This is a genomic window from Porphyromonas gulae (assembly GCF_000765945.1).
Lineage (GTDB): Bacteria > Bacteroidota > Bacteroidia > Bacteroidales > Porphyromonadaceae > Porphyromonas > Porphyromonas gulae.
Genome location: NZ_JRAT01000005.1, coordinates 1 through 12,032, shown reverse-complemented (window position 1 = coordinate 12,032; position 12,032 = coordinate 1). Strand labels below are relative to the sequence as shown.

General features: G+C 51.2%; 12 protein-coding genes, 1 tRNA gene, 1 pseudogene and 1 riboswitch. Of the genes and pseudogenes, 7 read left to right on the top strand and 7 right to left on the bottom strand.

Annotated elements, in window-relative coordinates; genetic code table 11:
• Window positions 1-832 precede the first annotated feature (832 nt).
• Window positions 833-946, bottom strand: a complete 114-nt coding sequence (locus HQ49_RS12490) for a DUF1661 domain-containing protein (RefSeq protein ID WP_316930758.1) — start codon at window positions 944-946, stop codon at window positions 833-835.
• 10 nt (window positions 947-956) lie between these two features.
• Here HQ49_RS12490 and HQ49_RS12485 point away from each other — a divergent pair.
• Both HQ49_RS12485 and HQ49_RS10480 read left to right on the top strand, forming a co-directional pair.
• Window positions 957-1,007: pseudogene (locus tag HQ49_RS12485) on the top strand (hypothetical protein); the annotation flags it as partial.
• Window positions 1,008-1,155: 148 nt separating this feature from the next.
• On the top strand, window positions 1,156-1,368 hold the full coding sequence (locus HQ49_RS10480) for a hypothetical protein (protein WP_235290028.1): 213 nt from the start codon (window positions 1,156-1,158) through the stop codon (window positions 1,366-1,368).
• Window positions 1,369-1,476: 108 nt separating this feature from the next.
• Here HQ49_RS10480 and HQ49_RS11945 read toward each other — a convergent pair whose 3' ends face one another.
• The 3 genes from HQ49_RS11945 to HQ49_RS01600 all read right to left on the bottom strand — a co-directional run bounded on the left by HQ49_RS11945 (window position 1,477) and on the right by HQ49_RS01600 (window position 3,499).
• Entirely contained in the window at window positions 1,477-1,983 is a 507-nt protein-coding gene (locus HQ49_RS11945; protein ID WP_235290027.1) for a T9SS C-terminal target domain-containing protein, read from the bottom strand.
• Between the two features lie 63 nt (window positions 1,984-2,046).
• The gene (locus tag HQ49_RS11940) at window positions 2,047-2,469 is read right to left on the bottom strand and encodes a hypothetical protein (RefSeq protein WP_235290026.1); all 423 of its coding nucleotides are present in this window, start codon (window positions 2,467-2,469) and stop codon (window positions 2,047-2,049) included.
• Window positions 2,470-2,728: 259 nt separating this feature from the next.
• Window positions 2,729-3,499 (bottom strand): hypothetical protein, encoded by a 771-nt coding sequence (locus HQ49_RS01600; RefSeq protein ID WP_039418076.1) that lies wholly within the window; start codon window positions 3,497-3,499, stop codon window positions 2,729-2,731.
• A gap of 169 nt (window positions 3,500-3,668) precedes the next feature.
• Window positions 3,669-3,780: riboswitch (TPP riboswitch) on the top strand.
• Between the two features lie 91 nt (window positions 3,781-3,871).
• Here HQ49_RS01600 and thiS point away from each other — a divergent pair.
• The 5 genes from thiS (at window position 3,872) to thiH (ending at window position 9,808) form a co-directional block, all read left to right on the top strand.
• Window positions 3,872-4,072, top strand: a complete 201-nt coding sequence (gene thiS, locus HQ49_RS01590) for a sulfur carrier protein ThiS (protein ID WP_005873774.1) — start codon at window positions 3,872-3,874, stop codon at window positions 4,070-4,072.
• 69 nt (window positions 4,073-4,141) lie between these two features.
• Window positions 4,142-5,905, top strand: a complete 1,764-nt coding sequence (gene thiC / locus HQ49_RS01585) for a phosphomethylpyrimidine synthase ThiC (RefSeq protein WP_039418074.1) — start codon at window positions 4,142-4,144, stop codon at window positions 5,903-5,905.
• Window positions 5,902-7,845, top strand: coding sequence for a thiamine phosphate synthase (locus HQ49_RS01580; protein WP_039418073.1), 1,944 nt, complete (start codon window positions 5,902-5,904; stop codon window positions 7,843-7,845). The genes thiC and HQ49_RS01580 overlap by 4 nt, the downstream gene beginning before the upstream one ends.
• A 58-nt stretch (window positions 7,846-7,903) precedes the next feature.
• Window positions 7,904-8,683 (top strand): thiazole synthase, encoded by a 780-nt coding sequence (locus tag HQ49_RS01575; RefSeq protein ID WP_039418070.1) that lies wholly within the window; start codon window positions 7,904-7,906, stop codon window positions 8,681-8,683.
• A 12-nt stretch (window positions 8,684-8,695) separates the two neighbouring features.
• Complete coding sequence (gene thiH / locus HQ49_RS01570) at window positions 8,696-9,808, top strand: 2-iminoacetate synthase ThiH (protein WP_039418068.1); 1,113 nt, start codon at window positions 8,696-8,698, stop codon at window positions 9,806-9,808.
• A gap of 119 nt (window positions 9,809-9,927) precedes the next feature.
• Here the strand turns inward: thiH and HQ49_RS01565 are convergent, their stop codons facing one another.
• The 3 genes from HQ49_RS01565 to HQ49_RS01555 all read right to left on the bottom strand — a co-directional run bounded on the left by HQ49_RS01565 (window position 9,928) and on the right by HQ49_RS01555 (window position 11,643).
• Window positions 9,928-10,608, bottom strand: coding sequence for a porin family protein (locus tag HQ49_RS01565; protein ID WP_039418066.1), 681 nt, complete (start codon window positions 10,606-10,608; stop codon window positions 9,928-9,930).
• 198 nt (window positions 10,609-10,806) lie between these two features.
• Complete coding sequence (locus HQ49_RS01560) at window positions 10,807-11,316, bottom strand: hypothetical protein (RefSeq protein WP_018965942.1); 510 nt, start codon at window positions 11,314-11,316, stop codon at window positions 10,807-10,809.
• A gap of 250 nt (window positions 11,317-11,566) precedes the next feature.
• A tRNA-Met gene (locus tag HQ49_RS01555) sits at window positions 11,567-11,643 on the bottom strand.
• Between the last annotated feature and the right edge of the window lie 389 nt (window positions 11,644-12,032).

Below are 12,032 nucleotides of genomic sequence, written 5' to 3'. Positions count from 1 at the left end.
CTGCATTTTAACCCTCTGTGCAAAGTGTTAATAAACACTGCAAATCTCTCTCATTTCCATCTACTTACCTTTAATCCTCACCCTAATACCCTTTTCTCTAATAGTTCCTGCGCCAAAGCAAAAAAGTTCCCATGCCACGTTTTTAGGCGTCACAAATACGAAAATTTTGGAGTGTGACGTGTACTGAAAAGCATTGTGCCGAGCCTCTTCCGTGGACTGCATGGGAGAGGATTTCGGCACAATGTCGTTTGTGGGGCAGGAAAGGGATGCGCTCCTTCTATTGTACTATTGTTACTTCGCTTTGACAGTAAAGGTAATAGAAACTATGGCTGCCGTCGTCTTCCTTCAATGGCCCATCCAAATGAATCTGTATCAATATAAATGCTGATGAAGCTCTCTTAATATCTGACAAACTCGTCTGTTCCATCGCATGAAGATAATACCAAGGATAGGAGCAAGCCGAAAAAGGCCAATGGAATCGATTTGATGGTCGTTTTTTTGTTTGTTCAAGGCTTCTCAGGTGCAAAACAAAAAGACAAGTTCGATCCGCCTATTCGTGATACAGGCATTGTGCAGTCCGCATAGGGTGGCTACGGACAGGTATACCACCCTTTCGTAGGATTGCTGCACCGGAGATTGATAATACTTGGTTGGGAGTGTTCGGTATCCTTTCTTGGATTGCCGATGCTCCCAACCACTTTATGTGGGGCTGTTGCCGGAGTCGTATGGATTGGAGGGGGTGCCGGATAGAAGAGCGCATCAATGATTGGATCGCTTTTTTGTTAATTCTCGGTTCTTTCCATAGATGATATTTTTCTGACCACAGTACACGTCACAGACACATCGATCCGAACCAAAAACACACGAATTTTGGTTTGGGTTTTCTGAGAAAATGGAACGAGATTTTTTTCGTTGTGGCGTGAGAATTTTTTGCTTTCCGCGCCAAAACCAAAAAGTTCCCACGCCACGTTTTTAGGAGTGTCAAACGGAAAAATTTTGGAGCGTGACGTGTGCTAAAAAACGTTGTGCCGAGTGACGTGACAACTTCGGTCGAGGAGTTGCATAGAGTAGCAATAGTGGGGAGAGAGACCCGATTTCGACGCATACGTTTTTCTTGCGTTCAATGTCTGTAAATGTCAGATAGTAAGTGTGTTGATGGGAGCAGAAACGGGTGTTTCTACTCTCTTGCATCCGTGCAGGAAGCAAGAAACGGGCGTTTGCGGTCTCCTGCATCGCTGCAACGAGCAAGAAACAGCCTACAATCATTCCTTAAATCTCTGCGTGCGCTGTCGCCACGGCCGAATGGGTGGTTCAGTGATCGAGATAGATGAAAAACACGTTTCTTACCGTAAATCGGACGGTGGATGAAAAGGATTCATGCAAAAACCCAATCGGCCGTCCCCCCTATCGGCATGAAAAAAGACCCTGCACAGAAGTACAGGGTCTCGTCAATATATATTCGGAAATCCGTTTCGGTCATAATGTATTGTAGAAGACGGCACTGTGCCTCAGGCCTGTATGAGACTCTTGCCACTGTATGACGTATAGGCCTCGCTGTAAGGTAGAGATATTGATCTCGGTCTCTCCTCCTTTCAGGATGCCCCTGAGCATCTGAAGACCATTTGCACTCAGAATTTGGTACGTAAGGCCGGAATGTTCTTTGCCAAAGCGTATGTATTCCGGATTGACGCTGAAAGGCGTTGATTCACCGGACAAAGCGGTCAAACTGTTCGGGACGCCATAAGCATCGCAAGGACGTTCCTCCCAGAAAGGGGCTTTGTATTCGAAGTCATCACTGAAAAAGCATCGGAGCAATGGTTTGGGATTGATATAGTCCACAATAATTCCATATGGAAGGGGTTTTTCATATTGGGCATTGAGCTCTAAAATGCCCAAATCTTCGATTACTTCGACAAGTTTACCTTGCTCCGGCCACGGGCCTTCCGCAAAATAATAATTCAGGCAATAAACTTGTCGAATCAAATCGTGCCCATCGACGTTGATTGTGGATTTTTCAATGACCGTTGTCGTCCCGTGAGAAAAGCCCTAGACGGCTGTACCTTGGTTGACGGGAAGGGGTACGACGTCGCCAACCTCTGCCGCGAGATCATAGAGCAGTCGCAAGCCATCAGACTCTACAGCGTAAGCCTTATCCCCTTTTCTATATAGGTAAAAAGGCTCCATCGGGGTCTCAAGACCTGTCCAATCTTTATGAACCACTTGTATCTCTTGAGCTTGGTATTCGCCTATTTGGATATTCTTCTCGACACGGTGGCGGATATACCCGAAATATGAAGGTGAGTCCATACTCGTTTTTTCACTTGTGTGGTAATACCACGTAGTCCCAAGAGGATAAAGCAAGATCGGATCATCCTGCTTATCGCTGTTTTTCTGTCCAAAAAGGACACATGCACCAAGGATAAAGACGCTCATAGCCAATAAGCCTCTTCTGTAAAAATTGTTTTTCATACTGCAATCATTTATTTTTCACAAATTCGGAGTCATTAATATCAACCACGGCTAAGATACATATTTATCAGGGTGCATATTCCCCTCGCACAAGTGCAATAGGAGGGAGATGCAAAGGCAAGATGCGAGAAGCTCGACACATGAAAAAGCGGCTCTGCTCGGGACGGACATATCTCTCATACGTGCCGCTTCCTCTTACAGAGCCGCTTGGTTCAATTTGGAATCAAAGCCATAAGTGGCTCTGATTATTTCAATTAGTTCAAAGACCCACGGTAAAGTTGAAGCCCACATGGCCGATGTGGTTCATGCGTGGAGAGAGAGCCGAAAGCGGCTTATTTCCATCCAGCTTGAAATTACGATACGGATATAGCAGGTTCAGATACTCATAGCCCAAGCTGAAACCGAGGCGGAAATCATATTTGCTCTTGATAGGCATTTTCCACCAAATAGAACTTTTGAGTCCGATCCCCGGTGAAAAGCCATTGCTCACAGTGGCAACATCTTCGGACTGAAGTACAAGGTCACTGCCAGCTCTTGTGTAGGTGTCGTAGTGGACCTTGCTCTTGGGTATCGGCGAGAAAAGAATATGGGCGTCATTGGTCCATCCCCAATACGCTCCCAGATGCTTGGTATAGGACATCCCCAAACTGATGAGGAAACGGCCGAGAGCTTTTTTGTCAAAAAAGTCTTCTGCGTCTTCAAAGACTATTACCTTTTCAACAATACCAATGATACTTGGAACATTCGTATACATGAGCTTCGGACTTCCGGCCTCTTCCCAGTGTGCTCTTCTCTCATGTATTCCTACCGAAAAATCCAATTCTTCGGGCAGAATGCTGTGGTGTACCCTCATCCGTATGCTCATGTCCATGCCGAAGATATTGCCACCAAAACCATTTCCGGCCGTGGCCGAACTGAAAGTGGTCGCAGCCTCAATGCTCTTGATTTTTAACTTCGATTGGGCATTGGCCGACAGGCCCAAAAACAGGAGTAAAGCACATATCGATCCTGTCAAAGTAGTTTTTTTCATTTCAGTGATTTTTTTGTGTTATCGATTCTAAATGGTAACGAAGGTATCAAATTATTAAAAGATTGACGGAGCCGGATTGGGAGGAAAATGTTTTTTCTCTTGCAGTTTTCTCTTTTTCTCAGGCGTGTTTTCCGGATTGTACGAAAGAATGCCTACATTTGCCCCCGACAGACCGCTACGGGGGTGCTTGCCGACATGAATTGCGATACGGGCAGGCTGAGATAATACCCATAGACCTGATCCGGATAATACCGGCGGAGGGATGTAGAATCGAACACACACTATGCGTGCCAGCAGCTTCGGGAGAAGCACCCCATTGTGGACGGTCAGCCACATGCGAAAGAACAGATATTATCCCTCAAAAGCACGCAAATGCAAGTTACTATCAACAACCAACCGATCACATGCCTCGAAGGTATGGGACTGGCTGCTCTCTTGGAAGCCGAGCGGATCCAAGTGGAGCGCACGGCCATAGCCGTAAACGGAGAAGTCGTACCCCGTGCCTCGTGGCCGGACTTCCGTCTGTCCGAAGGCGATGAGATCCTGATCATCCAAGCTACCTATGGGGGCTGACGGACGTGCCTTCAGCTTCAAGACGATAGTCTCAAAACAGTAAAAACCCAAACCCATTACCTCATTGATATGAAAGAATTCAAAGTGACGACCGGCCCTCTGCCCGGCAGTGAAAAAATCTATGTCGAAGGAGAGCGTTTCCCCTTCCTGCGCGTACCGATGCGGCGCATCCGAATGTCCGACACCATATTGGAGAACGGCGAACGTGAGAAAAACGAAGATGTAGTCGTATACGATACCAGCGGCCCCTATACCGATACCTCCTATGAAGTGAATTTGCACCGAGGAGTGCCGAAGATACGCGAGCAGTGGATAGAGGATCGGAGCGATACGGTGCGGCTCGAAGGGCTCAGCTCCGAATACGGACGGATGAGGCAGTCGGACGCTTCGCTCGAAGAGCTGCGCTACGAGCATGTATGCACGCGTCCCCGTGCTGCCAAGGACGGCTGCGCCACGCAGCTCTACTACGCGCGTCAGGGGATCGTGACGCCGGAGATGGAGTTCGTGGCCATCCGCGAAAATCAGTTGATCGATCAGGTCAGGACGCGCTATCGCGCCGAGGAGGGCGAGCCGCTCGGAGCTGCTATCCCGCGCAAGATCACGCCCGAATTTGTACGCGACGAGATTGCCGCCGGACGGGCTATCCTTCCGGCCAATATCAATCATCCGGAGAGTGAGCCGATGATCATCGGGCGCAATTTCCTCATCAAGATCAATGCGAACATAGGCAATTCGCCCATCAGCAGTACCATCGAGGAAGAGGTGGAAAAAGCCGTCTGGGCCATACGTTGGGGTGCCGATACGGTCATGGATCTCTCCACGGGGGATCATATCCATGAGACGCGCGAGTGGATCATCCGCAATTCGCCCGTGCCCATCGGCACCGTACCCCTCTATCAGACACTGGAGAAGGTGCAGGGCGATGTGACGAAGCTCGACTGGGAGATATTCCGCGATACGCTCATCGAACAAGCCGAGCAGGGTGTGGACTACTTCACCATCCACGCCGGTCTGCGCTGGCACCACGTGCCTCTGACCTTGCGCCGCCTCACGGGGATCGTCTCCCGCGGCGGTTCTATCATCGCCAACTGGTGCACCACCCACAAGCGCGAAAGTTTCATCTACGAGCATTTCGAAGAGATCTGCCAAATCCTTGCGCGCTACGACGTAGCCATATCTCTCGGCGATGGCTTGCGCCCGGGCTGTATCCACGATGCCAACGATGCCGCACAGATAGCCGAGCTGAAGACGCTGGGAGAACTCACCGAGATTGCTTGGAAGTACAACGTGCAGACCATTATCGAAGGTCCGGGACACGTGCCCATGCACAAGATCCGCGAGAATATGGAGATTCAGCTCGAAGCCTGCCACGGCGCACCCTTCTACACCCTCGGCCCGCTCGTCAGCGATGTGGCGGCCGGCTACGACCATATCACATCGGCCATCGGCGCGGCACAGATCGGATGGTTCGGGACGGCCATGCTCTGCTATGTGACGCAAAAGGAGCACTTGGGTCTGCCCAACCGCGAAGATGTACGTGAAGGTGTAGTAACCTACAAACTGGCTGCCCATGCCGCCGACTTGGCCAAAGGACACCCCACGGCGTACTGGCGCGACTATATGATGAGCAAGGCGCGGTTCGAATTCCGCTGGAAGGATCAGTTCCACCTCTCGCTCGATCCGGAGAAGGCGATCCAATTCCACGATGCCACGCTGCCGGACGAGGGCCACAAGGAGGCGCATTTCTGCTCCATGTGTGGCGAACATTTCTGTTCCATGCGTGCCAATAAGAACTTCCGCAAGTTGCTAAACGAAGAGCCAGTCTCCAAATGAAACCCTGGCTGATCACTCCCGAAAGGCTTACGAGCGAGCAAATCGGGCTGCTCGACCGCCTCTTTGACCGAGGCTTGGAGCGGCTGCACCTGCGCTTGCCCGGTGCCGACGAAGAGGAGTATTCGCAGGTCATCGAAGCCGTGGCAGCCGGCTATCGCCGGAGAATAGTGGTGCACGATCATCCCCGGCTCATCGGCCGCTACGGACTGTGCGGTTTGCATCTGCCCGAACGAATTTGGAAAGGCATGACCGATCGGCCACAGCTCCCCGATGGTTGTACGGTGTCGGCTTCGTGCCACACGATAGAAGATATAGAGTCTTTCCCCTTTCGGCTCGACTACTGTTTCTTAAGTCCCGTGTTCGACAGTCTGTGCAAGGTGGGCTATGCAGGACAATTTTCCCCCGATTCGTTGGGCGATCGTCTGCGACGGATCCATCTGCCCGTGGTGGCACTGGGCGGCATTACGCCCGATCGTCTGCCGCGGCTCCGTAGAGCAGGCTTTGCCTCGGCAGCTGCACTCGGCTATGTGTGGTTGGCCGAAGGCCGGGAGTTGGTGCGCTGGCAGGAATTGTGTACGCCGGCCATCATCTGTGTCGGAGGAGTGGATCCCTCAGCTGGAGCCGGCATCACGGCTGACGTGCGGACGGCCGAAAACATGGGCGTGCGGGCTTATACCGTGGCCACGGCTATTACCTTTCAGGGAAGCGACAGCTATCGGGGGGAGCGATGGGTGGATTCGGCGGACATCATCCGGCAGATCGAATCTTTGTCGGCCGAGATGGAGCCTGCCGTCGCCAAGATCGGCCTGATCCGCGACTCGGACACCCTCTCTCTCGTAGTGGATTGTCTGAAAAAGGTTTTCCCCTCGATTCGGATCATATGGGATCCCGTACTCAGAGCTTCGGCCGACAGCTCCGCAGAACAAGCGGATCGTTTTAGTCTCGAAGACATAACGGCTTTGTCCCGAATAGACTTCATCACGCCGAATCTTCCCGAAGCTCGCCACCTTTTGGGCTGCGAACCGGACGATGAGGCCCTGCTCCACTTCCATCGAAGTAGCGGTGTCGGGCTCGTACTCAAAGGGGGGCATGCCGAAGAATCGGTCATAACGGATCGGATCGTCTACGATGGTCGATGCGAAGCTCTCCGGCTCTTACGCAGCGGTACGGAGAAGCATGGGACGGGTTGCGCCCACAGCACAGCTTTTGCAGCTGCTTTGGCTCTGGGACAAGAGCCTTTTACGGCTGCCGGGATGGCACAGCTATACGTCAGCCGACTACGTGAGAGTGCTTCGGGCTTGCTCGCTATGCACAAAGACCTGCCTGCCGATCCGGTCGTCCGGCTGATGAGCGAAATAGATTTGCAGTTCATCACGCACCGTCAGCCCGATCTGTCCGAACTCGAAGAAGCGGAGGCCGTCTGCCGTATGGGTGTGCGCTGGGTACAGCTTCGGATGAAGGAGGCTTCGGACGAAGAGATGCTTCGCACGGCTCATGCCGTCAAGGCCGTCTGTCGTCGCTATGGAGCACTCTTTGTCGTCAATGACCGTATCTCCATAGCTCGTCAGGTGGATGCCGACGGCGTACACTTGGGCAAAGAGGATATGGCGATAGCCGAAGCACGTCGCATCCTCGGCTCGAATAAGATCATCGGACGCACTTGCAACACGATGGAGGATGTGCGCCGAGCATACGCCGAAGGAACCGACTATGTGGGCATAGGCCCCTATCGCTATACGGAGACAAAGCAGCGTTTGGCTCCCGTCCTCGGACTCGAAGGCTGCCGAGCCATTGCCTCCTGTATGCAGGCCGAGGGTATCCGACTGCCAGCTTTTGCCATCGGTGGTATAGAGGATGCGGACATTCCCCTCATTCGCGACTGTGGCATAGGAGGCATTGCCGTGAGCGGCAGCCTTATCAGGAAAATAAAAAAGAACTAATCGGATGATCTCCCTCCCGTATAGAACGATCATCTTTTGATAAACAGAAAAAAATCTAATGGAAACATTACAAATTGCCGGCAAAACATTTGAATCGCGCCTATTCGTCGGCACAGGTAAGTTTGCCTCCTCCGATCTGATGGAGGCTGCGGCCTTGGCATCGCAATCCCGTATGGTGACCGTTGCCCTGAAACGTGTGGAAATCGGCCGCGGCAACGAAGACGACATGATCAGTCGCATCACCCGCCATCCGGAAATCACCCTTCTGCCCAATACTTCGGGCGTCCGCTCCGCCAAAGAAGCCATTCTGGCGGCCGAGCTTGCACGGGAAGCCCTCCAAACCAACTGGCTCAAGTTGGAGATACATCCCGATCCCCGCTATTTGCTTCCTGACCCCATCGAGACGCTTCGTGCCACAGAGGAGTTGGTACGTCGCGGCTTTATCGTTCTTCCGTACGTTCAGGCCGATCCCGTGCTGTGCAAGCATCTGGAAGAAGCCGGTGCGGCCACGGTAATGCCGCTGGGTGCTCCCATCGGCAGCAATCGCGGACTGAAAACTCGTGAGATGATCCGCATCATCATCGAACAGAGCCGTGTGCCGGTAGTCATAGATGCCGGTATCGGTGCTCCCAGCCAGGCGGCAGAAGCCATGGAGATGGGAGCTGATGCCGTTCTGGTGAATACGGCCATAGCCGTGGCGGAAGACCCCGTAAGCATGGCAACGGCTTTTCGCCTTGCCGTGGAAGCCGGCCGAATGGCTTTCGAAGCCAAGCTTGGCAGTGTCCGCTCCGAAGCCGAAGCCAGCTCGCCTTTTACCTCTTTCCTCAATCTGAAATAATTCCTCCGGAATATGACTTTCTATGATCACTTGCACGCCTCCCCCTATACTTGGGAGCGGGTGGGTAACCTCTTGGCCGATGCTACAGCTGCCGATGTGGAGCGTTCGTTGGCACACCGACGCCGCACGATCCAAGACTTTATCACACTTATTTCGCCTGCAGCCATCCCCTATCTGGAGCAGATGGCCCGGCAGGCGCATGCACTGACGGTAGAGCGATTCGGCCGCACGATGCAGCTCTATATCCCCCTCTACCTGTCGAATATCTGTAGTAATGCCTGTGTGTACTGCGGATTCAGCCGGTCGAACAAAATCCATCGCCGCCGACTCACTTCCGAAGAGGTGGATCGAGAAGCGGATGCGATCCTTCGGCTCGGATACAAACACCTCCTTCTCGTATCGGGAGAGTCCGAGAAAGCCACTCCGGCCGGCTACTATGAGGAAATGACGCGGCGGCTGCGTCCGCTCTTTTCCCAACTCTCGCTCGAAGTTCAGCCCCTGACCACGGAAGAATATGCCCGTCTGCATGAAGCCGGTATCGGAGCCGTCTATGTGTATCAGGAGACATACAACGAGCGGGCATACCCCACCTATCACCCTGCCGGACGAAAGGCGGACTATCGCTATCGCTTGGAGACTCCTGACAGAATCGGCCGAGCCAATATGCAGAAGATCGGCATAGGGGCATTGCTGGGGCTGGAGAATTGGCGTGTGGACTCCGTTTTCACAGCTCTGCACCTGCGGTATCTGGAGCAGACGTATTGGAGGAGTAAGTTCTCCATCTCACTGCCTCGTCTGCGTCCTGCCACGGGCGGATGGGAGCCTAAAGATCCTATCGACGATGTCGGTATGGTACAGCTCATTACCGCCTTCCGCCTGTTGGATAAAGATGTCGAGATCAGCCTGTCCACACGGGAGAGCCGTGAGTTTCGAGACCACGTGATGCCGCTCGGTATTACTTCGGTCAGTGCCGGCAGCAAGACCGAACCGGGAGGATATGCCGAAGAGAATGCCGATCTGGAGCAATTCACCATCAACGATGCCCGCAGTCCGGCTGAGATGGCTGCCGATCTTCGCCGACTTGGCTACGAGCCCGTTTGGAAAGACTGGGATGCTTTCATGTAACAGAGGATTCTGTACCGTTACGCCTCGCATCCGAATCGAAGCGATCTTCATAAGGACAAAGGCTGCTCTCCGGTCGAGGAAAGCAGCCTTTATCCTTTTGTTTTTATTGTTTGAAATCCTTACAAGCGAACACCCAAGCCTACGTGGAAAGAGGTGTTTTTCAGAGTAGCTTCCAGATTTTCAGCCTTTGGTTTAATGTCTTTTACAGTGTTGATCAAACCGAAGTCTGCACCGATGAGCAGATAAAAGTTCGAGTAACCAACCATGGCGGCAGCACCGAGACCGACATCGAAACGTTTGGCTTTCATCATCTCGTTCAAACCTTCTTTATAAATATCGAAAGTCGTCTCTTGACCATCTTTCCTGATGGCAGTACCATCACCCTTGATAGCATAGGATAAATAAGGCCCTGCCTGTACAGCAACTGATACCAAGTTGAGCAGACTCAAGCGATAACCCAGATGAACCGGTATCTCGATGTAGTGCATTTGAGCTTTCAAAGAACTCAATCCCAGTGCAGCAGAACCAACTTCACCGAAATTCGTTTTCATCCCTTTGGAGTGGAAAGCAATGCCCGGATTAACATAAAGACCATAGCCGATCGGGGCTTCTATCCCACCGGAGAAACGGTAACCGACAATGCTTTTAGTGGCGAAATCAGCAACACTCTCCACCTTATAATCACCTGCACTGAAACCAACAGCAGCATCTGCCCTAAAGGCTATTCTCCCTTGTGCCGAAAGGGCACCGACAGTCGCCAAAATCATAGCGGCGATCAAGATCAATTTCTTCATTTTCATTTCTGTTTTATATTAGACTTCTTTGAATAATAACCATCCCAAATATACGGTTTTTCGATTACGGACATCTTTTTTCCTTTGAGACAAGGGCCTCTTCCCCCCTCTCTTCGGGGAAGAAGAGAATAGAAAAGGAAGAAGCCAAAACCGAATAGTAGCAACTTACGGTTTTGGCTTCCTGATAATAGGGGATGAGGCTTGTTACTTTTGTGTCAGTTCGAGAGGTATAGGATGATTGTCTCCCTGCAATGCAAGCTTCATAGTCTTGTTTTTCCAGTCGACTACACCCGTAACATCTTCCGCTTCAGACAAATCGATGTCCTCAAAGGCCGGAAGCATCGGCTCTATGGAAATGATTTGGCTCTTGGACAGACGCAGCAGGACAGTCTTGGAGGAGGAATTGTACATATAAGGCATCTTCATCTTCATCTTGACTGTTATGCTCGGAGTAATCGTAACATCTACGTTCAGGTTCGTTTCTGTCTGGGAGAAAAAGTCGAGCTCCAATCTCAGTTTTGCCGATTCCGGTAGTTGAGCGTCAGAGTCGATCTCTCCATCCATCAATGCGTTGAGCAGATTGATTTCTGCTCCGCTCATCATTCTTTCCCATTGGGTCTTCTCGAGCGTTGTCGGATCGTCTTTCTTGCAAGACGAGAATGCCAGTGCGGACAAAAGAGCCAGCAACATGACTGTAAGTTTCATCATTTTCATATTTGTTCGTTTTTTGGTGAACGTGCCGGCAAATATAAGCCAAAATTCAATTTAGACTGTTCGGCTTTTCTCTCACCCTATTGGATGTCTATACCAGTACTTCCCATTCATTACTGGATTGTGGCATGGAACAATGTACCTCATCTCCTGTCCCTCGAAGACGCGTATAGCTTCTATTGCTTAATGATTTTGGAGGTAAATAATAAAAAAGCATGCAGAAATGCTTGGTCTCGGCATGCTTTCTTTCGTTTGGTAGCGAGACCCGGGATTGAACCGGGGACCTCATGATTATGAATCATGCGCTCTAACCAGCTGAGCTATCTCGCCATCGTCCTTGATTAAGACGGTGCAAAGGTAGACGTTTTTTTGACATGCGCAAGACATCCCCTCCCTTTTTTCAGGGCAATCGCATCAAAAATTTCGAGAAAATACAAGTTGCTAATTTTCAGATAATTGCATTTTGGAGGTTATACTCAAAGATAAAGAATACGCTCAAAAATATAACTGATAATCAGGCACTTACATTTTGATGCGGTTGCCCTGCTAATGACCGCCATTAGAAACTCATCCTAATGACAATTCTGGGATAAACTATATACCAACCCTTACAAAGCGATAAAAACGAAGTCGCCCGACCTCCTAAAAAGGAAGTCGGGCGACCGATTCGTACTCCGAGACAGTTACAGATTCATCTTAAAAGCTTCTCTGCAGAATGT

Excerpts from the sequence above, each read along its gene's own strand:
- HQ49_RS10480 (WP_235290028.1), top strand. The coding sequence starts at position 1,156 with ATGGGAGCAGAAACGGGTGTTTCTACTCTCTTGCATCCGTGCAGGAAG.
- HQ49_RS11940 (WP_235290026.1), bottom strand. The coding sequence starts at position 2,469 with ATGAAAAACAATTTTTACAGAAGAGGCTTATTGGCTATGAGCGTCTTT.
- HQ49_RS01600 (WP_039418076.1), bottom strand. The coding sequence starts at position 3,499 with ATGAAAAAAACTACTTTGACAGGATCGATATGTGCTTTACTCCTGTTT.
- thiS (WP_005873774.1), top strand. The coding sequence starts at position 3,872 with ATGCAAGTTACTATCAACAACCAACCGATCACATGCCTCGAAGGTATG.
- thiC (WP_039418074.1), top strand. The coding sequence starts at position 4,142 with ATGAAAGAATTCAAAGTGACGACCGGCCCTCTGCCCGGCAGTGAAAAA.
- HQ49_RS01580 (WP_039418073.1), top strand. The coding sequence starts at position 5,902 with ATGAAACCCTGGCTGATCACTCCCGAAAGGCTTACGAGCGAGCAAATC.
- HQ49_RS01575 (WP_039418070.1), top strand. The coding sequence starts at position 7,904 with ATGGAAACATTACAAATTGCCGGCAAAACATTTGAATCGCGCCTATTC.
- thiH (WP_039418068.1), top strand. The coding sequence starts at position 8,696 with ATGACTTTCTATGATCACTTGCACGCCTCCCCCTATACTTGGGAGCGG.
- HQ49_RS01565 (WP_039418066.1), bottom strand. The coding sequence starts at position 10,608 with ATGAAAATGAAGAAATTGATCTTGATCGCCGCTATGATTTTGGCGACT.
- HQ49_RS01560 (WP_018965942.1), bottom strand. The coding sequence starts at position 11,316 with ATGAAAATGATGAAACTTACAGTCATGTTGCTGGCTCTTTTGTCCGCA.